This is a genomic window from Pseudomonas sp. C9-3, assembly GCF_032392015.1.
Classification (GTDB): Bacteria; Pseudomonadota; Gammaproteobacteria; order Pseudomonadales; family Pseudomonadaceae; genus Pseudomonas; species Pseudomonas nitroreducens.
The window spans coordinates 6,349,129-6,373,753 of sequence record NZ_CP135919.1 but is presented as its reverse complement, the minus strand read 5'-3'; the positions used below and the strand labels follow the sequence as shown (position 1 = coordinate 6,373,753).

19 protein-coding genes are annotated in these 24,625 nt (G+C 66.8%); 9 read left to right on the top strand and 10 right to left on the bottom strand.

Annotation, left to right across the window (positions count from 1 at the left end; genetic code table 11):
- Window positions 1-102 precede the first annotated feature (102 nt).
- Entirely contained in the window at window positions 103-1,506 is a 1,404-nt protein-coding gene (locus tag RS899_RS29255) for an adenosylmethionine--8-amino-7-oxononanoate transaminase (RefSeq protein ID WP_315808674.1), read from the top strand.
- Window positions 1,507-1,572: 66 nt separating this feature from the next.
- A complete protein-coding gene (locus RS899_RS29250) occupies window positions 1,573-2,292 on the top strand; it encodes a 16S rRNA (uracil(1498)-N(3))-methyltransferase (protein WP_315808673.1) in 720 nt (239 codons plus the stop codon).
- Between the two features lie 162 nt (window positions 2,293-2,454).
- On the opposite strand, the gene RS899_RS29245 is transcribed toward RS899_RS29250, so the two are convergent.
- The 10 genes from RS899_RS29245 to pilG form a co-directional block, all read right to left on the bottom strand.
- Window positions 2,455-3,066, bottom strand: coding sequence for a LysE family translocator (locus RS899_RS29245; protein WP_315808672.1), 612 nt, complete (start codon window positions 3,064-3,066; stop codon window positions 2,455-2,457).
- 74 nt (window positions 3,067-3,140) lie between these two features.
- Window positions 3,141-3,941 carry an AraC family transcriptional regulator gene (locus RS899_RS29240; RefSeq protein ID WP_315808671.1) on the bottom strand — a complete coding sequence of 267 codons (801 nt, stop codon included), beginning with the start codon at window positions 3,939-3,941 and terminating at the stop codon, window positions 3,141-3,143.
- Window positions 3,942-3,948: 7 nt separating this feature from the next.
- On the bottom strand, window positions 3,949-4,434 hold the full coding sequence (locus RS899_RS29235; RefSeq protein WP_315808670.1) for a chemotaxis protein CheW: 486 nt from the start codon (window positions 4,432-4,434) through the stop codon (window positions 3,949-3,951).
- A gap of 11 nt (window positions 4,435-4,445) precedes the next feature.
- Entirely contained in the window at window positions 4,446-5,480 is a 1,035-nt protein-coding gene (locus RS899_RS29230; protein WP_054907836.1) for a chemotaxis protein CheB, read from the bottom strand.
- Window positions 5,473-13,896, bottom strand: a complete 8,424-nt coding sequence (locus RS899_RS29225) for an Hpt domain-containing protein (protein WP_315808669.1) — start codon at window positions 13,894-13,896, stop codon at window positions 5,473-5,475. The genes RS899_RS29230 and RS899_RS29225 overlap by 8 nt, the downstream gene beginning before the upstream one ends.
- 24 nt (window positions 13,897-13,920) lie before the next feature.
- On the bottom strand, window positions 13,921-14,784 hold the full coding sequence (locus RS899_RS29220; RefSeq protein WP_315810483.1) for a CheR family methyltransferase: 864 nt from the start codon (window positions 14,782-14,784) through the stop codon (window positions 13,921-13,923).
- 62 nt (window positions 14,785-14,846) lie between these two features.
- A complete protein-coding gene (locus RS899_RS29215; protein ID WP_054907828.1) occupies window positions 14,847-16,895 on the bottom strand; it encodes a methyl-accepting chemotaxis protein in 2,049 nt (682 codons plus the stop codon).
- Window positions 16,896-16,978: 83 nt separating this feature from the next.
- Complete coding sequence (locus RS899_RS29210; protein WP_017520132.1) at window positions 16,979-17,515, bottom strand: chemotaxis protein CheW; 537 nt, start codon at window positions 17,513-17,515, stop codon at window positions 16,979-16,981.
- 54 nt (window positions 17,516-17,569) lie between these two features.
- Window positions 17,570-17,935: a twitching motility response regulator PilH gene (gene pilH, locus RS899_RS29205; protein WP_024766237.1), complete on the bottom strand. Its 366-nt coding sequence runs from the start codon at window positions 17,933-17,935 to the stop codon at window positions 17,570-17,572.
- A gap of 46 nt (window positions 17,936-17,981) precedes the next feature.
- Window positions 17,982-18,389 carry a twitching motility response regulator PilG gene (gene pilG / locus RS899_RS29200; RefSeq protein WP_015475142.1) on the bottom strand — a complete coding sequence of 136 codons (408 nt, stop codon included), beginning with the start codon at window positions 18,387-18,389 and terminating at the stop codon, window positions 17,982-17,984.
- A gap of 282 nt (window positions 18,390-18,671) precedes the next feature.
- Here pilG and gshB point away from each other — a divergent pair, with 282 nt between their 5' ends.
- The 7 genes from gshB to RS899_RS29165 all read left to right on the top strand — a co-directional run bounded on the left by gshB (window position 18,672) and on the right by RS899_RS29165 (window position 24,612).
- On the top strand, window positions 18,672-19,634 hold the full coding sequence (gene gshB, locus RS899_RS29195; RefSeq protein WP_054907827.1) for a glutathione synthase: 963 nt from the start codon (window positions 18,672-18,674) through the stop codon (window positions 19,632-19,634).
- A gap of 56 nt (window positions 19,635-19,690) precedes the next feature.
- Complete coding sequence (locus tag RS899_RS29190; protein WP_024766239.1) at window positions 19,691-20,584, top strand: energy transducer TonB; 894 nt, start codon at window positions 19,691-19,693, stop codon at window positions 20,582-20,584.
- Window positions 20,585-20,659: 75 nt separating this feature from the next.
- Window positions 20,660-21,229 (top strand): YqgE/AlgH family protein, encoded by a 570-nt coding sequence (locus RS899_RS29185; RefSeq protein ID WP_054907826.1) that lies wholly within the window; start codon window positions 20,660-20,662, stop codon window positions 21,227-21,229.
- Window positions 21,226-21,663, top strand: coding sequence for a Holliday junction resolvase RuvX (ruvX, locus tag RS899_RS29180; protein WP_089285805.1), 438 nt, complete (start codon window positions 21,226-21,228; stop codon window positions 21,661-21,663). The genes RS899_RS29185 and ruvX overlap by 4 nt, the downstream gene beginning before the upstream one ends.
- Window positions 21,664-21,781: 118 nt before the next feature.
- A complete protein-coding gene (gene pyrR / locus RS899_RS29175; protein ID WP_024766241.1) occupies window positions 21,782-22,294 on the top strand; it encodes a bifunctional pyr operon transcriptional regulator/uracil phosphoribosyltransferase PyrR in 513 nt (170 codons plus the stop codon).
- A gap of 45 nt (window positions 22,295-22,339) precedes the next feature.
- Window positions 22,340-23,344, top strand: coding sequence for an aspartate carbamoyltransferase catalytic subunit (locus RS899_RS29170; RefSeq protein WP_037013504.1), 1,005 nt, complete (start codon window positions 22,340-22,342; stop codon window positions 23,342-23,344).
- Window positions 23,341-24,612, top strand: coding sequence for a dihydroorotase (locus tag RS899_RS29165; RefSeq protein ID WP_054907824.1), 1,272 nt, complete (start codon window positions 23,341-23,343; stop codon window positions 24,610-24,612). Before RS899_RS29170 ends, RS899_RS29165 begins: the two co-directional genes overlap by 4 nt.
- Window positions 24,613-24,625 lie beyond the last annotated feature (13 nt).

Here is a 24,625-nt window from a genome sequence, read left to right as displayed (position 1 = left end):
TGTGTCGTAGGACGTGTCCTTGTTCATCTCAGGAGCATTGAATAGGCTTGCCGACCAGAGCGAGCCGACCGTCAGAAGAGCCATCAATTTAAGGAGCCGGCCATGGGCCTGAATGCCGAGTGGATGCAGCGCGATCTCGAGGTGCTGTGGCACCCCTGCACCCAGATGAAAGACCACGAGCGCCTGCCGGTGATCCCGATCCGCCGCGGCGAGGGCATCTGGCTGGAGGACTTCGAAGGCAAGCGCTACCTCGATGCGGTCAGCTCCTGGTGGGTCAACGTCTTCGGCCACGCCAACCCGCGCATCAACCAGCGCATCAAGGACCAGGTCGACCAGCTGGAGCACGTGATCCTCGCCGGCTTCAGCCACCAGCCCGTCATCGAACTCTCCGAGCGCCTGCTGCGCCTGGCGCCGGCCGGCTTCTCCCGGGTGTTCTATGCCGACAGCGGCTCGGCCGGCATCGAAGTGGCGCTGAAAATGAGCTACCACTATTGGCAGAACCTCGGCCAGCCGGAGAAAAAGCGCTTCATCACCCTGACCAACAGCTACCACGGCGAAACGGTGGCGGCGATGTCGGTAGGCGACGTGGCGCTGTTCACCGAGACCTACAAGTCGCTGCTGATGGACACCATCAAGGTGCCGACCCCCGACTGCTACCTGCGTCCCGAGGGCGTGAGCTGGGAAGAGCACTCGCGGACGATGTTTGCCTCGATGGAGCAGGCGCTGGAGCAACACCACAAGGAAGTCGCGGCGGTGATCGTCGAGCCGCTGGTGCAGGGCGCCGGCGGCATGCGCATGTACCACCCGGTCTACCTCAAGCTGCTGCGCGAGGCCTGCGACCGCTACGGCGTGCACCTGATCCACGACGAGATCGCCGTCGGCTTCGGCCGCACCGGCACCATGTTCGCCTGCGAACAGGCTGGCATCACCCCGGACTTCCTCGTCCTCTCCAAGGCGCTGACCGGCGGCTACCTGGCAATGAGCGCGGTGCTGACCACCGACAAGGTCTACCAGGCGTTCTACGACGACTACAGCACCCTGCGCGCCTTCCTCCATTCGCACACCTATACCGGCAACCCGCTGGCCTGCGCCGCCGCCCTGGCGACCCTGGACATCTTCGAGCAGGACAACGTCATCGAGGCCAACAAGGCCCTGGCGGCGAAGATGGCCAGCGCCACCGCGCACCTGGCCGACCACCCGCACGTCTCGGAAATCCGCCAGACCGGCATGATCCTCGCCATCGAGATGGTCCAGGACAAGGCGACGAAAACCGCCTATCCCTGGCAGGAGCGCCGCGGCCTGCAGGTCTTCCAGCACGGCCTGGAACGCGGCGCGCTGCTGCGCCCGCTGGGCAGCGTGGTGTACTTCCTGCCGCCGTACATCATCACCCCCGAGCAGATCGACTTCCTTGCCGAGGTCGCCAGCGAAGGCATCGACATCGCCACCCGCGACAGTGTCAGCGTGGCGGTCAGCGAACGCTTCCCCGATCACCGCGATCCGGGCTGATCGGCTACAAGCGGCAGGCCGAAAGCTTTAAGCTTGCCGCTTCCCCTTTATCTGCCCGATATCGCCATGCGCCTCTCCCGCTTCTTCATCGACGCCCCGCTCTCCCTCGGCCAGCACGAGCTGCCCGAAGCCCAGGCCCATTACATCGGTCGCGTGCTGCGCCACAGCGCCGGCGATGCCGTGCAGCTGTTCGACGGCTCCGGCCAGGAATACCTGGGCGAGTTGATCGAAGTGGGCAAGAAGAACGTCCGCGTAGAGCTGCGCGAAGCCTTCGCCGGCCAGGCCGAGTCGCCGCTACGCGTGCACCTCGGCCAGGGCCTGTCCCGTGGCGAGCGCATGGACTGGGCGATCCAGAAGGCCACCGAACTGGGCGCCAGCGAGATCACCCCGATCGTCAGCGAGCGCTGCGAAGTGCGCCTGAAGGACGAACGCGCCGACAAACGCATGGCCCACTGGCGCCAGGTGGCGATCAGCGCCTGCGAACAATGTGGCCGCTCGGTGCTGCCGGTGCTCAATGCACCGGTCACCCTCGCCGAATGGCTGGAGAGCTGCGAAGCGCAGCTCAAGCTGGTGCTGCACCCGGTGGCCGAGCCGCTGACCAGCCATGACCGGCCGTCGAGCCTGGCCTTCCTGATCGGCCCCGAAGGTGGGTTGAGCGATGCGGAGGTGGAGCAGGCGAAGTCGGCTGGATTCCATGCCGCGCGACTGGGACCCCGCGTGCTGCGGACCGAGACGGCGCCAGTGGCGGCGCTGAGCGTGGCGCAGCAGTTGTGGGGCGACTTCTAGGTCGAGGCTTCGCGTCGGTCCGCTCTCGAAGAAAGAGGGTAAGCCGGCAACTCCGATGCCATGCGGGTTCGCGAGCAAGCTCGCTCCTACAAAGAGCACTGCGAGCCAGCCGGCTGCCTGTAGGAGCGAGCTTGCTCGCGAACAGCCCAGACTCCCGGCGACTCAGATTCCCCGCAACGCCAACCCCGCCAGCACCAGCAACACCACTCCGCACAACGCATGACTGACCCGATGCCAGCGTGGCGAGGCGTTGCGCCGCAACCAGTCGACCAGGCCGGCGCAGAGGAAGCAGCAGAGCACCGAGGCAGTCATGAAGCCGGCGAAGAACACCAGCGAATCCGCCAGAGACGGCACGCCATCGACCAATCCGGCCATGGCGCCGCCGAGAGCGCCCCAGTAGACGATGTTCTTCGGGTTGGACAGCGACAGCATGGCCCCGGACGCGAAAGCCCCGGCGTTGTGCTCGCCGGTATCGCTCTCTTCCACCACGCCGACCTCGCGTGCATCGCGCAGGCTCTGCACACCCAGCCAGGCCAGGTACACGGCGCTGGCCAGGGTCAGCGGCAGGCGCAAGGTTTCATGGCCGAACAACAGCGCCAGCCCGGTCAGGCCGATCAGCGCCCACACCGCATCGCCGATCAACGAGCCGAACTGCACCAGCAGCGCTGGGCGAAAGCCGCCCTTCAAGCCACGGCGCAGGGTTTCGGCGAGCACGGCGCCGGGAGACAGGCAGAAGACGATGCCGAACAGCAGCGCGGCGAAGAACAGGGTCATGGATCAGCTCTCGAACAGGGTGACGTTGAGGCAAGTTTGCCTGGGCACCGGCCCTCGCACTTGAACCGGATTGCTCAGCGCAGGGCGCGCTGGAAGCTGCCCGGCGACACACCGTAGGCCGCGCGAAAATGCCGGTTCAGGTGGCTCTGGTCGGCAAAGCCCAGCTCGTGGGCCACTTCGGTGGCCGGCAGGCCGGCGCGCAACAATGCCTGGGCCCGACGAGTGCGCAGTTGCATTGCCCACTGCCGGGGGCTCAGGCCGACCTGCTTCTGGAAGCTGCGCAGCAGGTGGAAACGCGACAGGCCGAGGTAGGTCGCCATCTCGTCGAGGCTGGGTTGCCGCGCCAGGTCAGCCGCCAGCCAGCCCTGCAGGTCCGCGATCCGCCCACCGTTCTCGACAGCAGGTTGCGGCAGGCGCACACCCATGGCACGGGCGATCTCGGCGAGCAGCAGCGTCAGGCGTTCCTCACCGCGCTGGCGAACGAAGGTGTCGTCGCCCAGCGCACGCGCCACCGCATCGGCCATGATGCCGGCAAGGGCCGGCAGGCGCCCGGTGGGGCGTTCGAACTCCAGGCGCTGCAGGCCGAGCATCGCCGCCAGCTGGTCGGGGGCCACATAGAGGCTGACGAATTGCCAGGGCTGGCCTTCGGCAACGCCGCCGCCCTGGATCTGGCTAGGGTTGTAGCAGGTGATGCAACCGGGGCCGGCGTCGAAGGTGCAGCCATCCAGCCAGACGCTTTCCTCGCCGCGCAGGTTGGCGCTGATGACGAATTCGTCGTGGCTGTGGCGCTCGAAACGGTGGCCGCCAAGGGTGGCGCCGGCGACTTCGAAACCGGGTTGATCCCCCAGCTGGGCAAGGCGCAGGCCACCGCTCATGGCCGGCTCAGACCAGGCCGGAGTCGGCCAGCTTCTGCTCCAGCGCGGCCAGGTCGGGGATGCGCGCCTGGGCATCGCCCAGGTCCACGGCGTCCAGCTCCAGCGGGGCCAGCGGCACGTCGAGGCGCTTGAGGTCGCTGCCGACCTTCAGCGAGCGCGGGATGCCCTGCACCAGCAGCGCGAAGAACTTCACATTCGGTCGGCCGCCCAGGGCGTTGACCACGATCACCCGCGCGCCGGAACCGACTTCGGCCTGGCCGTCGGAGGCCGCCTCGAAGGACAGCAGCGGCAGGCGCAGGTCGCGCCAGGCCACCTGGCCCAGGTACCAGGACGGCAAGCCGTCCACCGGGTGCGGGGCGCGGTAGGTGATCAGCTCGGCCACGGCCACGTTGGGCAGCAGCAGGTTGCGGTCGGCCAGCGGCACCAGCAGGCCGGTCAGGCTGCTGGGGGCGGCATTGGCAACGCCGGCATTGGCGACGGGGAGATCACTCATCGGGCCTTATCTCACTGCGTGACTGCGCCGACGCATTGCTCGGCGAGGTGATTGACCAGCGCCGCCGCGAGTTCGCGCGGGTCGCCGGAGAGGGTGCTGTAGCCGCCTTCGCGCAGGCTGTCGGGCATGCTGGAGCAGGCGCAGCTGTCGGCGCGCTGGGTCCAGATCGGCGCGCCCTGGCGGCGCACGTAGGCCGCGGCGGCGCTGCCGTCGCTGCACATGCCGCTGAACACGATCACGCCGCATCGCTCACCGTATTGCTGCGCGAGATTGAGCATCATCTGGTCGATGGACGGGCTGTAGGGTTCCGGCCAGCTGCGGTCCTGCACGTGCATGCGCGCCGAATCGTCGAAGCCCAGCTCGCGGGAAATCGGTACCACCACTACTTCGCCACAACGCACCGGGTCGCCATCGCGCACGCTGTTGACGTGCCACTGGCTGTGGCGGCCGACGGCTTGGGGCAAGTTCGCCTCGAACGAGGCATCGATGTGCTGGGCATACAGGAAGCCCACCGGCAGGCCGCCGGGCAGCGCATCGAGGAAGGTCTTCACCGCGGCCGGGCCGCCGAGCGAGGCGGCGAGCAGCCAGACCTGCGCGGCGGGCTCACCAGCCTTGAGCGGCGAAGCGGCGAGGTCATCGGGCAACGTCACGCGGGTGGGCCGCTGCGCTTCGTCGAGCAGCGCCGCGAGGCTGCGGCCCACGCCGGCACTGGGGTCACCCACCAGCTTGCGCAACTTGGACACCAGCCGGCGTTCCCAGCGCGGGTAATGTTCGGAATGCCGCTCCGGCGCGTGGCCTTCGCCGAACAGCACGGGTACGCGCGACTGCTCCAGCAGGTTGTCCACCAGCGGCGAGTCTTCCTGCTGCGCCAGGTCCACCAGCCACAGGTCGGTCTCGCAGGCGTCCAACTGGTCGCTCTCAAGGCGCGCCGGATCGGCGTTGAGCACCACCTGGTAACCGTGGCCGGCCAACGCCTGCGCCAGCACGTGGCGCTGCAGGGATGTATCGGCGATCACCGCAATGCGCGGCGTGCTCTGCTCAGACATGGGCCTTCACCAGCTTGTGGATAGTCTCCAGCAGCTCGGATTCCTGGTAGGGCTTGCCCAGGTACTGGTTGACGCCGATGGCCAGGGCACGGTCGCGGTGCTTCTCGCCGGTACGGGAGGTAATCATGATGATCGGCAGGTCCTTCAGCTGTTCATCGTGGCGCACCAGGGTGGCCACCTCGAAGCCGTCCATGCGCGGCATCTCGATGTCCAGCAGCATGATGTCGGGCTTGTGGTCCTGCAGCTGGGCGATGGCGTCCACCCCGTCCTTGGCGGTGAGCACGTTCATGCCGTTGCGTTCCAGCAGGCGGCTGGTGACCTTGCGCACGGTGACCGAGTCGTCCACCACCATGACCAGGGTCGGGCGCTGGTGCTCGATTTCCGCCACGCTCGGGCCGGCCAGCTGGCGGCGCGGCGCGTGCTGGATGAGCTGGGCGTGGAGCACACGGATGGTCGCCAGCAGGTCGAGAATCACCACCACGCGACCGTCACCGAGGATGGTCGCGCCCGAGATGCCGCTGACGCCGGCGAACTGCGCACCGAGGCTCTTCACCACGATCTCGCGCGAGCCGGCCAGGGCGTCCACCTGCACTGCCACGGCGTGGTCCGCCGAGCGCACCAGGATCACCGGCAGCGGCAGCGACTGGCCGACCAGCTTGGGATGCTGGCCGTTGTTGAGCAGGTCGCCGAGGTACTTCAGTTCATAGCTCTGGCCGGCGTATTCGAAGCTCGGCGCGGCGCCGGACTCGTCGGCGGCGGCCTGTTCGTAGAGTGCCTCCAGCTCGTACGGGGAGACCCGCACGATGCCTTCGATGGTGTTCAGCGGCAGGGCGTAGAGGTCCTCGCCGGAAAGCACCATCAGCGCGCGGTTCACCGACACGGTGAACGGCAGGCGGATGTCGAACTTCGTCCCCTCGCCGACGCTGGACTGGATGCTCATGGAGCCGCCGAGCTGTTTCACCTCGGAGTTCACCACGTCCATGCCGACGCCCCGGCCGGAAATCTGCGTGACCTTCTCGGCGGTGCTGAAGCCGGCCTCCAGGATGAACTGCAGCACCTCGTGGTCGTTCAGCTCGCTGTCGTCGGTCATCAGGCCGCGCTCGATGGCCTTGCGGCGCACCGCTTCCAGGCGGATACCGGCGCCATCGTCGGCGAGGGTCAGGAGGATGTCGCCACCCTCGCGGCCCAGGGTCAGGCGGATGGTGCCCTGCTCCGGCTTGCCGGCAATGCGACGCGCCTCGCCGGACTCGATGCCGTGGTCGACCGCGTTGCGCAGCATATGCTCCAGCGGCGCGACGATGCGTTCGAGCACGGTACGGTCCATCTCGCCTTCGGCGTTGCTGACCACGAACTCGACCTGCTTGCCCAGCTCGCTCGCTACCTGGCGGACGATCCGCCGCAGGCGCGGCACAAGGCGGTCGAACGGCACCATGCGGGTGCGCATCAGGCCTTCCTGCAACTCCGTGTTGACCCGCGCCTGTTGCAGCAGCAGGGTCTCGGCGTCGCGGTTCTTCGCGGCCAGGGTTTCCTTGAGGTCGAACAGGTCGGAAGCGGACTCGAACAGCGCGCGGGAGAGCTGCTGCAGCTGCGAGTAGCGGTCCATTTCCAGCGGGTCGAAATCTTCGTAGCCGGCGCGCTCGGCGTCGGCCTGGTGGCGCGAGAGGATCTGCGCCTGGGTTTCGGTATCCAGACGCCGCAACTGGTCACGAACCCGCTCGATGGTCGCGTCCATCTCGCCCAGGGTCGAACCGACGTCGCTCACCTGCTGCTCGACGCGGCCGCGGAAGATGGAGGTCTCACCGGCGAGGTTGACCAGCCCTTCGAGCAGTTGCGCGGGCACCTTCACCAGTTCCTGCGGCGCACGGCGCGCAGCAGCTTCCTGGGCGGCTTCCTGGGCACGGCGAACGAAGGGCAGCACCACCGGCGCATCGAGGCGCTGCGGTACGGCTGCGGCCATGATGGCTTCCGGCAGCACCGGCAGGTTCACCGGGGCCGGCTGTTCGGCAACCGGTTCTTCGTCGATGGATTCCTCGAACTGGCTTTCGGCGCTCTCGACTTCACCCAGGTGCAGGCGCAACTGGTCGACCTCGGCCTGCAAGCCTTCGAAGCCGGACTGGACGTCCAGCAACAGGCTTTCCGGCCAGGGCGCGCCCTGCTGCTGGGCTTCACCCAGGTGCTGTTCGAGGTCGTGGGCCAGGTCGCCGAGGCTGGTCTGGCCGGCCAGGCGCGCACCACCCTTGAGGGTATGCAGAATGCGCAGCAGCTCATCCAGCGCACCGTTCTCGCGCTCGGCGTCCCAGCGTCCCAGCGCCTGCTCCATGCCTTCGAGCAGGTCATCGGCCTCTTCCAGGAAGATATCCAGGATGTCGGCTTCCGGGCCTTCGGGCGCGGCGTGCTGGGAGCTGATTGCGTGCAGGCTGACGCTGCTGGGGATGCTCAGCTGTTCTTCGGGGTTGGCACGAAATCGGTGGATCGCGTCAATCAGCGATTCACCTCCCGGCACCCGGCGGTGCTGTTGGACGGCCTCGAGCATCTCGGCGAGGCGGTCGTGGCAACGCTGCAGCAATTCGAAGAGCGTCGGGCTGGCGCGCAGGCGCCCGCCGCAGAGGCCCTCGTAGAGGAATTCCAGTTCGTGGGCGAGGTCGCCGATGGGGCGAATCTCGGCCATCCGCGCACCGCCCTTGAGGGTGTGCAGGTCGCGTTGCAGCGCTTCCAGCTCGACGCTGTTGTCGGGGTTGGCCATCCAGCGCGTCAGTGCGCCGGAGGAGCTTTCGAGGATGTCAAAGCCTTCCTCGAGGAAGATTTCCACCAGTTCCTGGTCGCGGTCCGGGTCAAGCTCGTACTCGCTGTCCTGCACGCCTGTCGCCTCGGGGGCAGGCGCCGCGGCAGCGGTGACAGGCTCGATGGCAGCCGGCTCCTCGGCGGTCTCGGCTTCGGCCTCTTCGAGGAAGCCCTGCAGGTCGATCTCTTCGGGCGCAGCGGCCGATTCCGGCTCGGCTTCGGATTGCAGCTCAGTGCCTTCGAGACCGATGCTCTCAAGTTCGGTGCTTTCGAGATCGGTCGCTTGGAGCTCCTCGGCACTAGCGGCCAACGGCTCAGCCTCGGCGGGCAGTTCCAGCTCGATATCGGCATCGTTCAGGGCTGTAGTTTCCAGTAGCCCCTCGGCCTCGCTCTCATCCGCCGCAGCGTCCAGCTGCGGCTGCGCAGCCAGCGCCTGCGGTGCGTCCAGCCCAGCGGCCGGATTCTGGCGGAAGGTGCGGATGGTCTGCACCAGGTCGGCCGGGTCGGTCAGCGCCTGGCCGGCCTGCAACTGATCTAGCTGGGTCGCCAGGCGGTCGTGGCAGGTGCGCAGCAGGTCGCCCAACGGCTGGCTGTGCTGGAAGCGATGGTCCAGCAGGCCTTCGTAGAGTGATTCGAGTTCGTGGGACAGATCGCCGATCTCGCGGATTTCCGCCATGCGCGCGCCGCCCTTGAGGGTGTGCAGGTCGCGTTGCAGGGTCGAAAGCGCAGCGAGGCCCTCGGGCGAGGCCAGCCATTGGTCCAGCGCCTGGCCGGCGTTGTCGAGGATATCGACCGCCTCTTCGAGGAAGATGGCCACCATTTCCTCGTCCAGCGCACGCGGCGGTTGCGGCGGGGCGGGATGGGCGTGCGGGGTTTCGGCGGTGATGACGTCATCGTCATCGTCGTCGGCGGCACCACGCGGGGCACCGTCGTTATCGCTGCGCGGCGACCAGCTCAGGCCGTCGGGCAGGTTGTCGTCGTCCACCGGGCGGCTGTCGAGGAGGAATTCCTCGTCTTCGGCGGGGAAGTCATCGGCAGTCAGGCTTTCCAGGTCGACGAACTCGACATCCGGGGCCTCTTCTGACGGCTCGTCCTGGACGGCGGGCACCGGTGCATCCAGCAGGCGATGCAGCGCTTCGACCTGTTCCGGGCGGGCACTGACCTGCAGCGCCGCAGCCACCTGGTCCATCATGCCGATCAGCGCCTCGTGGGCGGTTTCGGCGGCGGAGAAGAAGGCGTCGCCGGTTTCCAGGCGACCCTGGCGCACGGCGCCATAGACTGCCAGCAGCGCATCGGCGAGTTCCGCCATCTGTGGCAGCTCGGCCATCTGCGCACCACGGCTGAGGGTTTCCAGCTCGTCATAGAGGGCGCCCAGTTCATGGCGCTCCTGCGGGTGCTCGCGCCAGCGGCGCAGCAGGTCCTCGGCGTCGAGCAGGATGTCCATGCCCTCGGCGAGGAACATGCCGATCAATTGCGGATCGTTGCCGCTGCCCTCGCCGCTTTCACCGCGACGCTTGGCCTCGGCAGCCTCCAGGCGTTCCTGGTGAACCTGCGCGATGCGCGCCAGCAGTTCCGGGCTGCCTTCGATGGGCGCCAGCGGGCGACCTTCGACGAGCTGGTCGAGGCCGACGCGGAACAGGCCTTCGGCGACGTGCAGCAGTTCCGCCTCGCGCAGGTCGACCTGCAGCAGGTTGGTCTTGAATTCCTTCACCAGCCGCTCCAGCGGCGTGGCGATTTCGGCGATCGGCAGGATGCCGGCCATGTGCGCGCTGCCCTTGAGGGTGTGCAGGGCGCGTTGCAGGTCGTCGGTCACCGGTTGCGGCAGCTGCTGCGCGCAATCGGCGAGGAAGCCGACCAGGGTCTCCAGGTGGGCTTCGGCTTCGTTGCGGAAGATCTCCAGCAACTGCGGATCGAGGCTCTCGTCGAGCCCTTCGTTGGCAGCCTGGGCAGCGATCTCCTCGACCGCTGCCAGCTCGGGGGTGATGTCCTCGACCTGCGGCGCCGACTCCGGCAGCCCGCCACCGGGCGGCGGCACTGGCTGCCCCTTGGCCAGAGCGTGGGCGGTAGCGGCCAGGCGGTCGACGTCGTCGCGCTGGCGCTGGGCGCTGGCGGCGTATTCCTCGACCAGTTCGGGCATCAGCGCGACCACATCCTGGACCACCTGCAGCACGGCTGGCGAGGCGGCAATGCTGCGGTCGAGCACGCGGTTGAGCAAGTTCTCGATGGACCAGGCCAGCTCGCCGATCACCAGCGCGCGGACCATCCGGCCACTGCCCTTGAGGGTATGGAAGGCGCGGCGAATCTCGGTCAGCGAGTCGCGGTCGTCGGTGTTGGCCAGCCAGGTCGGCAGGTGCTCGCCGATGGTTTCCAGCACTTCGCCGGCTTCTTCGATGAAGACTTCGCGCAGCTCTTCGTCGATGGGTTCTTCATCGGCGGGCGGCGGCAGCAGGCTGGGCGGTACGTCCTGGGCCGGCGGGTTGATCGCCGATACCGGGGCGGCCATGACTTCGGCCAGGGACAGCGGCTTGGCCGGTGCCTCGGCGACGACTTCGGGCTCGGCCGGCGGGCTGGGCAGCTCGACTTCCGGCAGGTCCAGTTCGGCAATGTTCTCGTCGCTCCAGGCTTCTGCCTGGACGGCGGGCGCCTGGGGCTCAACCAGCGGTTCCAGCGCTTCCAACTCAAGTGGCGCGTCGAGGCTGAAGTCGACGCCAGCGTCCAGCGCGGTCGGTTCGCTCAGCTCGCCCAGGGTCCAGTTGTCATCGCTGACCAGCGAGGTTTCGGCGCTGGACGGTTCATCGGTGGCAGGCTGGCCGTCGAAGCTCAGGTCGTCCAGAGCTGCCAGCGGTGCGGGTTCGACCGTTTCCAGGCTGGCGAAGCTTTCGTCCAGCTCCAGCGACGGTGCGGGCGACTCGGCAGCCGGCTGGCTCAGGTCGATGCTGAACCAGTCTTCCTCGGCGGGCTTGTCGCCGGCCGGGGTCAGCGCCTCCATGTCCCAGGTCAGCTCGTCCACCGGAGCCGGAGTGGCCTCCAGCGTCGGCAGGCTGGCGAAGTCGTCGAGCAGTTCCGGAGTGGCCGGGGCTTCGCTCGGGGTGCCGGACAGGTCCAGCGATTCCCAGGATTGTTCGGTCGTTGCCGGCTCCGCCTGCACGGGCTCGTCGAATCGCGGCGTCTCGGCCAGCGGGAGGGCATCGTCCAGGCTCCAGCTCAGCTCATCAGCCAGCGGTTGCGCGGGCGCCTCTTCCAGCGTTTCGAGAGTGAACTCGATGCTGTCGGCCTTGTGGCTGTCGTCCAGCGACCAGCCTTCATCGGCCAGGGTGGTGTCGGTGATCGGTGCGGCCGGCTCCAGTTCGATATCCCAGCTGAGGCTTTCCGGCTCCAGGGTCGCGCCAGGCAGTTCAGCCGAGGCAGCCAGCGGCGTGGCCTCGTCGAGAGTCCAGGCGCCCGGTTCGGCGCTGGGCTCGGCAGCGGGCAGGCCGGAGTCCAGCTCCAGGGGTTCGAAGGTGAAGCTCGCTTCGGCTTCGCCAACAGGCTGGGCTTCTAGCTCGGCCGGGAGGTCGGCCGGCAGTGCGGGTTGCTCCCCGGCAGCAGGCTCGACAACGGGCTCCAGCGATTCGAAGGTGAAGCTCTCTTCAGTGTCCGCAACAGGTTGGGGCGTATCGAGGTCGGCAAGGTCCAGGACCGGTTCGTCCACCGGAGCCAGCTCTTCTGTCGGGGCAAGCTCGGCAGGCTGTTCGAGCGCGGATTCCTCGGTCGGGGTGACATCGAAGCTCGCGGGCTCGAAGCTGTCGGCGATTTCCACCGGCGCGGCCAACTCAGGGACGTCTTCCACCGGGACCGCTTCGCTCGGCTCGGCCAGCGGCTGCGCGGCCAGTACGTCGATCTCGTCGAGCGGGTTGTCCAGGGGCGCAGGGACGTGGGCGCTCGGCTCGGCGTCGAGGATCGACGGGCGCGGCTTGAGCGAATAGCCCAGGCTGTCCAGGCTCTCCTCGGCGACGTCGAGGATCATGTCGCCCTGGGTGTTGTGGTCTTCCGACAGGCGCTCTAGGTAGTACTCGACGCTGGTGATGGCGTCGGCCAGGGTGTCGAGGCTGTGCCAGTCCGGCACGGCCTGACGCACCAGCAGTTGTTCCTGGATGTAGCGATTGCAGTTTTCCAGCAGTTTCGCCGCACGTTCCTGGGAGATCATCGCCAGTCCGCCGCGAACCTGGGTCAGCAGCTCCGGCACGCGGGCCAGGTGCTCGTGGTTCCATTGCGAGGCGATGAACTCGATGATCGCGTCCTTGGCCAGTTCCAGGCCATTGCGCGCTTCCTTGATCACCACCTGGTGGATCTGCTTGACGTCGGTGGTCGGCAGGACGTTTTCTTCGCTGCCCGGCTCTTCGCTCGGGCCGACCATGCCGGCCAGGGTCGCTTCGACATACAGCAGCGCACCAGCGACATCCATCAGGGTGGCGTCGTTGGGCTGGCGCTGGCCGTGGGCGAGCGCGCTGACCACCTCGATCTGGTCGAGGATGACCTTGCGCGGCTGGCCGAAGCCCAGCACGGCAAGCGTATCGGCGATCTGTTTGAGCGGCGCCAGCAGGCTGCCCAGTTCGTTCACGCCACTGCGGTCGCTGCGCACGAACAGGTCGAGGCTGTCCTTGACCCGCACCAGTTCCTCGCACAGCGCGCCAACGACCGAGCGCATGGCGTCGCGGTCAGGGCCGGCGAGACGAGCACGTTCCTCGTCCACCAGGGCGGCACCCGGCAGGGCGTCGTCGAGGCGGTACTCGTCCTTCACCGCACGCACGCGCGGCGACTGGTCGGAGGCCTTGGCGACGTAGAACAGCAGGTTCTTGATCAGTTCTTCCGGCGCCGCCTGGTTCATGGCGTCGGCGCCCTGGTCGACCAGGCGCTTGAATTCGCGGTCGACCTGGCGCAGCAGGTTACGCACCGAGGTGCCGTTGGCGATGCTGCCGTTGGCCAGGCCTTCGATCATCGCCGAGGCGATCACCCACAGGCGGCCCAGCGGGGCGTCCTTGCACAGCGATTCCAGGCGGGCGAACACGCGCGCCAGGTAGCCCAGGTTGGTCGGCAGGTCCTGGTTGCGGATGACGCCGACCAGGGCGACCTGCAGCATCTGCCGCAGCTTGCGCAGCAGCGCCGGCAGTTCGGCGGTACGCAGGCGCGCCAGGGCGTCCACCGGCAACACCGGCGAAGACTGGGAAAGGTCGGGGGAGAACAGGCTGGTTTCCGACAGCAGCTTCTCGCCGCGGGCGGTGCGCAGGTCGTTGAGCAGCGGCAGCACGACCAGCGGCAGGTCGCGGCGGGCGCTCTGGATGCGTTCCAGGTACGCCGGCAGCTGCAGGATGGCCTGCATCAGCACCTCCAGCGCTTCGCTCTGGCTGGAGACCTTGCCGTCGATCAGCGCCTGGGTCAGGTACTCCATTTCTTCGGCGAGCAGGGCCGCGCCGTAGAACTCCACCATCTGCAGGGTGCCACGCACCTGGTGGATATAGGCCAGGCAAAAGCCCATCCGCGTCGGGTCCTGGGGATTCTCGACGTAGGATTCGAGGGCTTGCCGCGCCTGCTTGAGCGTTTCGGCAATCTCGCCTTTTACCCATTCCAGGGCGACATAATCGTGCCGATCACCCATAGCCACTCCACTCATGTGTCTGTGTCATCCCTTCCGGGTAAAGGCCAGAACGCGCTCATCGGCGACCGGTTCGAGCAGCGGGTGGTGCCAATCGGCCACCTCGCCCACTCCGATCACCAGCAGTCCCCCAGGCACCAGCCGCTCGGCCAGGCGATTGAGGATGTCCCGCCGCCGCCAGCGGCGGAAATAGATCAGCAGGTTCTGGCAAAAAATCACGTCCATGCCGGACATTGGCGCCTTGGCCAGTTCCAGCACATTCAGCCGGGCGCAACAGACGCGCTCGGCGAGATCGGGTATCACTGCGTATCGACCGTCATCCTGCGCGCTGAAGTAGCGCGTGGCCAGTTCCGGGTCGATGTCCTCCAGCTTGCGTGCCGCGTAGCGCGCCTCGCGCGCCCGGTTCAGGGCATTGAGGCTGATGTCGGTGCCGGTCACGCCGAACAGCGGCGCCAGACCTGCGTCTTCGAGTACCTTGGCGGCCACCATGGCGAGGGAATACGGCTCCTCGCCACTGGAACAGCCGACGCTCCACAAGGCCAGCGGCCGGCTCGGGCCGACCTGTTCGAGGCGCTGGCGGAGGAAGCCTTCCAGCACTTCGAATGAAGCCTTGTGACGAAAGAAACGGGTTTCCTGAACGGTGAGGCGGTCCAGCAGGTTCGACCACTCGACGGCGCCGCGCGGGCCATCGGTGACCTGTCGGTAGTAGGTGCCGTAGTCGGCGATGCCCAGTTCGCGCATTCGCGCGCCCAGGCTGGTCTGCAGGAAGGCGCGGCGTTGTTCGTTGACGACGACACCGGTCCGGTCTTCCAACAGTGCCTGCCAGTCGCGGAAGTCCGCGGCCGACATGTCGGCCAACGGCTGCAACGACCAGACGCCACTTGCCTGCATGTCGCGCCCCTCGCTCAAGACTGTCATGCGCTACCCGGTGAAGAGCAGCGCACCTCCTCTGCTCAGGCCTGTTCGGCGGTGTCCGGCAGTTTGAAGCCGGATACGGAGTGACGCATCTCGCCGGCCATCTTGGCCAGGTTGCCAATGCTGCGCGCGGTGGCGGTGGTACCGGCGGAGGTCTGCGAGGTGATCTCCTGGATCACGTTCATGGTGTTGGAAATGTGGCCGGCGGAGGAGGCCTGCTGACGGGCGGCGTTGGAAATGTTCTGGATCAACGCTGCCAGGGTCTTGGATACCTTCTCGATCTCTTCCAGGGACACACCGGCGTCCTGCGCCAGGCGGGCACCGCGTACCACCTCGGAGGTGGTCTGTTCCATCGAGATCACCGCTTCGTTGGTGTCGGTCTGAATGGTCTTCACCAGCGCTTCGATCTGCTTGGTCGCCGCGGAGGAACGTTCCGCCAGTCGCTGTACTTCGTCCGCTACCACGGCGAAGCCGCGGCCCGCGTCGCCCGCCATGGACGCCTGGATCGCGGCGTTCAGGGCGAGGATGTTGGTCTGGTCGGCAATGTCGTTGATCAGGCTAACGATGTCACCGATCTCCTGGGACGATTCACCGAGGCGCTTGATCCGCTTCGAGGTGTCCTGGATCTGCTCACGGATGTTGTCCATGCCGGTGATGGTGTTGTGCACCACTTCGTTGCCCTTGTTGGCGATGGCTACGGAACGTTCCGCTACCGCCGAGGACTCGGAGGCGTTCGCCGATACCTGGTCAATGGACACGGCCATTTCGTTGATCGCGGCAGAGGCGCCGGCGATTTCCTGGGCCTGGTGCTCGGAAGCCTCGGCCAGGTGCATGGCGGTGGCCTGGGTTTCCTGGGCGGCGGCGGCCACCTGCACGGCTGTCAGGTTGATGGTTTCCACCAACTCGCGGAGCTGGTCGATGGAGTAGTTGATGGAGTCCGCGATCGCACCGGTGAAGTCCTCGGTCACGGTCGCGGCTACCGTCAGGTCACCGTCGGCGAGGTCGGCGATTTCGTCGAGCAGTCGCAGAATCGCCGCCTGGTTACGTTCGTTCTTCTCGGCGGTCTCGGCCAGCCGACGGTTGGTTTCACGCACCATCACCAGGCCGATGAGGATGATCGCGCCCAGGGCGAGGATGCCCAGCGCAACGCTGGCAACCTGGTTGAACACACGGCCTTCGGCCAGGTTCTCGAAACCGTTGGCGAGGTTGGAGGCCTTGTCGAGCAGGGTCTGCGAACCGCCGAAGATGGTGTTGGCGGCCTCACGGACCTGGAACAGTTCCGGGGAGGTCTCGAGGATCTCGTCCACCGAGCCGGAAACGAATTCGAACAGCTCGGCAATCTCGTTGAGGCGGTCAACGGCCTCGGCGTTGGTCACCTTGGAGATGCTCATCGCCGCGTTGCCTTCCTTCATGCCCTTCAGTACGCGACCGAAGAGGCTGGCGTCACGACCGAAGCTGTCGGCGGCCTGCACGGAGTTCTCGTCACCGGCCAGCACCTTGTTCACCGAGCCGAGGATACGTTCAGCCAGCAGCGACTGGCGCTGGGCTACCGCGACCTGGTCGGCCGGGGCGCCGTTCTCCAGCAGGATGTCGACGACCTCTTCGTACTCCACCTGCAGCTGCGGGATGGTTTCGGCGAGGGTCGCGGCCACCTGGTGCAGGGACAGTACGGTCTGTTCGCTGGCGAGGATGGAGTCGGCGTTCTTGCGCAGGGTGTCCCAGTCCTTCTGCACATCCGCCATCTGCGGTTGTACCGAATCCGGGCTCGGCGGCAGGCCGGTGCTTTCGTCACCCTTGGAAAGGATGTTCCAGCGCTTCTCGAAGTCGTTGCGTGCTTCCTTGAGCAGCTTGAACGCCTCGCCCTTGCCCGCCGCGGCTTCCGTGGCGTTCTTGGCGATACGCTGGGACAGCACGCGCAGCTCGCCGGCGTGGCCGATGTACTGCTTGTCGTGGTCCGCCTGCTTGTTCAGGTAAGCGAAGTTGGCGAACAGCAAGACGATCGCCACGATCAGGACCACGAAGAGTCCGAGGATCAGCGAGCTGCTACGCGCCCCCGAGAAAAGACTGCCTGCCTTTATATTTTTCATATTCGGCCCCCGCCTGGACCCACCACGATTACGGTTTCCATGTCACAACAAGGGCCGGCAATGCCGGCCCAACCGGTCAAACTCTAGCTGGCGACATCCAGGAACCCCGGGTGCTGAGCCAGCGCATGCGGGCTGAACACGAGCCAGGGTTGCTCCCGATGGAAGACGCCATGAATAAAGGGCTGCAGGACCGCTTCGAGGGGCGGCAACTGCTCGGAGAAGGTATCCACCGGGAAGTGCTGCATGCCGAACACCTCATCGACGATGAGGCCGGCGAAGACTTCCTGGTGTTCCACGACGAGCACGCGCCGCTGCTTGCGCAGAGGCGACAGCTCCGCGCCGAGGAAGCCGCACAGGTCCATGATCGGCAGCAGGCGGCCGCGCACGTTGGCGACCCCCTTCACCCAGTCACGGACGCCGGGCAGCAGTGTGTAGCGCGGCTCGTGAAGAACCTCGCCGACCTCCCCCATGGGCGCCACGAACAAGCGCCCAGCCATGCGAAAGCCGATGCCGTTCCAGCTCTGCACCACCTCGCGCTGGGCGGGCAGGCCCGCAGCCAGCTGCCGACAGCGCTGATCGATCTGGACGAGAACCTCGAAAGGACTCTGGACTTCCGCCATGCCGGCCCTGGCCTTCTCTAATAATTATGTTCGGTACGTGCAGGTACGGCTGTATCAGCCGGCCAGCACCGAATTGATGGTCTTGAGCAGTGTTTCTTCGTCCACCGGCTTGGTCAGGTAGTCGCGAGCGCCTTGGCGCTTGCCCCAGACCTTGTCGGTCTCCTGGTCCTTGGTGGTGACGATGATCACCGGAATGGCGCTGGTTTCCGGGTCCTTGGACAGCTGACGGGTCGCCTGGAAGCCGTTCAGGCCGGGCATGACGATGTCCATCAGGACGACGTCCGGCTTTTCCTGGCGAGCCAGGGCCACGCCGTCGGCGCCGTTTTCGGCCTTGAGTACCTGGTGCGAGTGCTTTTCCAGCATCGCGGTCAGCTTGTACATCTCGGTCGGCGAGTCATCAACAATCAGAATTCGAGCCATTGTGGTCCCCATACGGAATAGGCGTCACCGGCGCTCGCGCCGGACTTCAGGAAGCGTGCTCCACCGGGGTGAAGTCGGGCACATGGGTCTTGATCGCGCCGAGCAGTTCTTCCTTGCTGAAGGGCTTGGTGAGGTACTGATCGGAACCGACGATGCGACCCTTGGCCTTGTCGAACAGGCCGTCCTTGGAGGACAGCATGATCACCGGCGTGGATTTGAAGGCACTATTGTTCTTGATCAGGGCGCAGGTCTGATAGCCATCCAGGCGCGGCATCATGATGTCGACAAAGATGATGCTGGGATGGGTATCGGCGATCTTGGCCAGCGCGTCGAAGCCGTCGATGGCTGTAATGACATCGCAGCCGACCTTCTTCAGCAGGGTTTCAGCCGTGCGACGAATCGTCTTGGAATCGTCGATCACCATTACTTTCAAACCGTCGGAATGCTGTTCCATGTTCGCCCTTACCATCTCGGTGAGTCGTTTTTTCCGCTTTTTATTTCAGTGCGCTAGCGCCCTGCCACCGTCGGGCTGCGACCCAATCGTGGGAACCTTTTACCACAATCGTCAGAATCTTTACCACGCCCAGCAAATTCAGGCCATAAGACCCGGAACAAGCAGGCTTTTTCCTTGACCGAGCGCACATCCAGCGCCACCCTGAGCGTCCATTTTCAGCCTTTTCGGCGCAGCTCTGCGTCGCAGCCCCAAGCCCAACAGACTCCCCCAGGAGGACATCCCATGAGCGTACGCCTCGGGATCGTGATGGACCCCATCGCGCAGATCAGTTTCAAGAAGGACAGCTCGCTGGCCATGCTGCTGGCTGCCCAAGCCCGTGGTTGGCAACTGTTCTATATGGAACAGCAGGATCTTTACCAGAAAGAGAACGTCGCCCGCGGTCGCATGCGCCCGCTCAAGGTGTTCTACGATCCGGCCCACTGGTTCGAACTGGAAGAGGAGGTCGACCAGCCGCTGTCGGAACTGGACGTGATCCTGATGCGCAAGGACCCGCCCTTCGACAACGAGTTCGTCTACTCCACCTACCTGCTGGAACAGGCCGAAGCCGCCGGCACACTCGTGGTCAACAAGCCGCAGAGCCTGCGCGACTGCAACGAGAAATACTTCGCCACCCTCTTCCCGCAGTGCGCGCCGCCGACGGTGGTGAGCCGCCGGTCCGACATTCTGCGCGAGTTTGCATCACAGCATCGTGACATCATTCTCAAACCCCTGGACGGCATGGGCGGATCGATGATCTTCCGCCATCGCGAGGGCGACCCGAACCTCTCGGTGATCCTCGAGACCCTGACCCGCCACGGCCAGGAACAGGTCATGGCGCAGCGCTACCTGCCGGCCATCAAGGACGGCGACAAGCGCATCCTGATGATCGACGGCGAGCCGGTGGAATATTGCCTGGCGCGCATCCCTGCCCAGGGCGAGACCCGCGGCAACCTGGCCGCCGGCGGCCGCGGCGTGGCCCAGCCGCTGACCGAGCGCGACCGCTGGATCGCCGGGGAGGTCGGCCCGGAGCTGCGCAAGCGCGGCCTGCTGTTCGTCGGCCTCGACGTCATCGGCGAGAACCTCACCGAGATCAACGTCACCAGCCCGACCTGCATCCGCGAGATCGATGCGGCCTACGACACACGCATCGGTGAGAGACTGATGGCAGTCATCGACGAAAAGCTCAAGGCGCGCAGTGCGTCATAGACTTTTATAAGCCTCGTCGGCAGACTTCCGCCCCACCCTGGCCTACGCGACCCGCAATGAACGCTGCAACCCACCAAGACTTCCCCGTGTCCTCCGGCGTCCGTCCGGCGGACCGTCTGGGTTTCACCCTGTTCGTTGCGGCCATCCTGCACGTGGCCGTGCTGCTGGGCGTGGGCTTCACCATGCCCATGCCCAGCCAGCTGAGCAAGACGCTGGAAATCACCCTGGCCAGCTTCAAGAGCGACAAGGCGCCGGAGAAAGCCGACTACCTTGCCCAGATGAACCAGCAGGGCAGCGGCACCCTGGAACACAAGGCGGTCCCCAAGACCACCGAGCAGGCACCGTTCCAGGACACCGAAGTCAAGAAGGTCGCCCCGCCGGCCACTCCGCGCCAGGCCAAGAGCCCGGAAGCGCCCAAGGCCGCCGTCGCCACCCGCACCCCGCGCCCGGACAAGGTGCAGACCAAGCAGCAGACGCCCAAGGCCGAGACCGTCGCCAAGCCGGCGCCGCAGTTCGACTCCAGCCAGCTCTCGGCGGAAATCTCCAGCCTCGAAGCCGACCTCGCCCGCGAGCAGCAGGCCTACGCCAAGCGCCCGCGCATCCACCGCCTGAGCGCCGCCTCGACCATGCGCGACAAGGGCGCCTGGTATAAAGAGGAATGGCGCAAGAAGATCGAGCGCATCGGCAACCTCAACTACCCGGACGAAGCCCGCCGCCAGCGCATCTACGGCAGCCTGCGCCTGCTGGTGTCGATCAACCGCGACGGCTCCCTGTATGAAGTACAGGTGCTGGAATCCTCCGGCCAGCCCACCCTGGACCAGGCCGCCCAGCGCATCGTGCGCCTGGCCGCCCCCTTCGCGCCCTTCTCCGGCGATCTGAACGACATCGATCGCCTGGAAATCATCCGCACCTGGCGCTTCGAGCGCGGCGATCGCCTGTCCAGCAACTGATCCGGCGCACCCGGTAATTTTTGCTGGCGCTTTCAAGTCTTGTCCCTTTGGCCCCCAGGCCTGAAACTAGCCGGCATGAAAAGCACAGCCGCCAGCTACCTCAAGCACCATTTCCTCATCGCCATGCCGCACATGGCGGACTCCAACTTCGCCCAGACGGTCACCTACCTCGTGGAACACAACGAGCAGGGCGCCATGGGCCTGGTCATCAATCGCCCCAGCGGCCTGAGCCTCGCCGACGTGCTCGAACAGCTGCGCCCGGACGAACTGCCGCCGGTGCGCTGCCAGGGCATGACCATCTACAGCGGCGGGCCGGTACAGACTGACCGCGGCTTCGTCCTGCACCCCGCCGGACGCAGTTACCAGGCCACCCTGGAACTGGGCGAACTGTCGCTGTCCACTTCCCAGGACGTGCTGTTCGCCATCGCCGACGGCAGCGGCCCCGCCCAGCACCTGATCACCCTCGGTTACGCGGGCTGGGAAGCCGGCCAGCTGGAAGCCGAACTGGCCGACAACGCCTGGCTGACCTGCCCGGCAGACCCTGCGGTGCTGTTCGAGGTGCCGGCCGAACAGCGCCTGTCGGCGGCCGCCGAGCGCCTGGGGATCAACCTCAGCCTGCTCACCGCCCAGGCCGGGCACGCCTGATGAGCAGCAAACCCCTGCGCCTGCTCCTGGGCTTCGACTACGGCACCAAGCAGATCGGCGTCGCCGTCGGCCAGGCCATCACCGGCCAGGCCCGCGAACTCTGCGTGCTCAAGGCACAGAACGGCGTGCCGGACTGGAACCGCGTGGAAGCCCTGATCAAGGAATGGCAACCCGACGCCATCGTCGTCGGCCTGCCGCTGAACATGGATGGCACCCCCAGCGAGATGAGCGAACGCGCCGAGAAGTTCGCCCGCCGCCTGAACGGCCGCTACAACCTGCCGGTGCACACCCATGACGAACGCCTGACCACCTACGCCGCCAAGGGCGAACGCCTGGCCCAGGGCCAGACGGGCGGCTACCGCGAGCGCCCGGTCGACGCCCTGGCCGCCGCCCTGCTGCTGGAGGGCTGGCTGGCGGAGAACACCCCTGCTTGACCTGCGGCAGAGCCCCTTGGGCCAAAGCCGCTAAGCTTGCCGGACCACTCCTTCCCGGAACGGTCCGCCCCGATGGCCGCCCGTGCCGGGTGGCCTCGCCAACCGAACCGGAGACGTCATGACCCTGCCAAGCCCCGCCGAACTCATTCCCCGCATGGCCACCGACCTGCGCAACTACCTCGCGCAGCGCGGCATCGACTCGCCACGCTTCGTCGGCATCCACACCGGCGGCATCTGGGTCGCCCAGGAACTGCTCAAGGCACTGGGCAGCGACGAGATCCTCGGCATCCTCGACGTCTCCTTCTACCGCGACGACTTCACCCGCAGCGGCCTGCACCCGCAGGTCCGTCCGTCGGAACTGCCCTTCGAGATAGACGGCCAGCACCTGATCCTGGTGGACGACGTGCTGATGAGCGGCCGGACCATCCGCGCCGCGCTGAACGAGCTGTTCGACTACGGCCGCCCGGCCAGCGTGACCCTGGTCAGCCTGGTGGACCTGAACAAGCGCGAACTGCCGATTCGCCCGGATGTCGTCGGCGAAACCCTGTCATTGGCACCCAACGAGCGGGTAAAATTGCGCGGTCCCGCACCACTCGTCCTCGAGCGCACGCTTCTCAGCCCCGCGCTGTAACCCCGCGCGCCCGGACATCCACCCCCAACTTTCAGGGCCTGCCACATGCCGACCGACGCCAAGCGCCCGCTGCAGCTCAACGACCTGGGCCAGCTGCGCCACTTCCTCTCGCTCGACGGGTTGTCCCGCGAACTGCTGACTGAAATCCTCGATACTGCCGACTCCTTCCTCGAAGTCGGCGCCCGCGCGGTGAAGAAGGTCCCGCTGCTGCGCGGCAAGACCGTGTGCAACGTGTTCTTCGAGAACTCCACGCGCACCCGCACCACCTTCGAACTGGCCGCGCAGCGCCTGTCCGCCGACGTCATCTCGCTGAACGTGTCGACCTCATCGACCAGCAAGGGCGAGACGCTCACCGACACCCTGCGCAACCTCGAGGCCATGGCTGCCGACATGTTCGTCGTGCGCCACAGCGACTCGGGCGCCGCACATTTCATCGCCGAGCACGTCAGCCCCAACGTCGCCGTGATCAACGGTGGCGACGGCCGCCACGGCCACCCGACCCAGGGCATGCTCGACATGCTCACCATCCGCCGCCACAAGGGAGACTTCGAAAACCTCTCGGTGGCTATCGTCGGCGACATCCTGCACTCGCGGGTGGCGCGCTCCGACATGCTGGCGCTGAAGACCCTCGGCTGCCCGGACATCCGTGTGATCGCCCCGCGCACCCTGCTGCCGGTGGGCCTGGAAGAGCAGTACGGGGTGAAGGTCTTCACCAACGCCGACGAAGGCCTGAAGGACGTCGACGTGGTGATCATGCTGCGCCTGCAGCGCGAGCGCATGGCCGGCGGCCTGCTGCCCAGCGAAGGCGAGTTCTTCAAGCTCTACGGCCTGACCCAGAAGCGCCTGAAGCTGGCCAAGCCCGATGCCATCGTCATGCACCCCGGCCCGATCAACCGCGGCGTGGAGATCGACTCCGCCGTGGCCGACGGTGAACAGTCGGTGATCCTCAACCAGGTCACCTACGGCATCGCCATCCGCATGGCCGTGCTGTCCATGGCCATGAGCGGCCAGAACGCCCAACGCCAGCTGGAACAGGAGGACGCGCAATGACCGTCAGTATTCGTGGCGCCCACCTGATCGACCCGGCCAGCGGCCTGAACAAGGTCTGCGACCTGCACATCGAGGCCGGCCGCATCATCGCCATCGGCGACGCGCCCGAAGGCTTCCACGCCGCCCAGGAAATCGACGCCGCCGGCCTGATCGCCGCGCCCGGCCTGGTCGACCTGAGCGTCGCCCTGCGCGAGCCGGGCTACAGCCGCAAGGGCAACATCGAAAGCGAAACCCGCGCCGCCGCCGCCGGTGGCGTCACCAGCCTGTGCTTCCCGCCACAGACCAAGCCGGTGCTGGACACCTCCGCGGTCGCCGAGCTGATCCTCGATCGCGCCCGTGAAGCCGGCAATGCCAAGGTCTTCCCCATCGGCGCGCTGACCAAAGGCCTCGCCGGCGAGCAGCTGTCCGAGCTGGTCGCACTGCGCGATGCCGGCTGCGTGGCCTTCACCAACGGCCTGGCGCCGATGGCGAGCAACCGCGTGCTGCTGCGCTCGCTGGAGTACGCGGCGACCTTCGACCTCACCGTGATCTTCACCTCCCAGGACCACGACCTGGCCGAAGGCGGCATCGCCCACGAAGGCCCGACCGCCAGCTTCCGCGGCCTGGCCGGCATCCCGGAAACCGCCGAGACCGTGGCCCTGGCGCGCAACCTGCTACTGGTCGAACAGTCCGGCGTGCGCGCGCACTTCAGCCAGCTGACCAGCGCCCGCGGCGTTGAGCTGATCGCCCAGGCCCAGGCCCGCGGCCTGCCGGTGACCGCCGACGTCGCGCTGTACCAGTTGATCCTGACCGACGAAGCACTGGCGGACTTCTCCAGCCTCTACCACGTGCAGCCGCCGCTGCGCTCGCACAAGGACCGCGAAGCCCTGCGCGAAGCGGTGAAGAGCGGCGTGATCCAGGCCATCGCCAGCCACCACCAGCCCCATGAGCAGGACGCGAAGAACGCCCCGTTCGCCGCGACCGATCCGGGCATCAGCAGCGTCGAACTGCTGCTGCCGCTGGCCATGACCCTGGTACAGGACGGCCTGCTCGACCTGCCGACCCTGCTGGCGCGCCTGTCCAGCGGCCCGGCCGCCGCCCTGCGCCTGCCGGCCGGCAAGCTGGCGATCGGCGCCGCCGCCGACGTGGTGTTGTTCGAAGCCGACGGCCAGACCCTGGCGGGCGAAACCTGGCACTCCCGCGGCCAGAACTGCCCATTCCTCGGCCACTGCCTGCCGGGCGTGGTGCGCTGCACCCTGGTGGACGGGCATATCGTCCACGCGGTGTAACGCTCCACTGCTC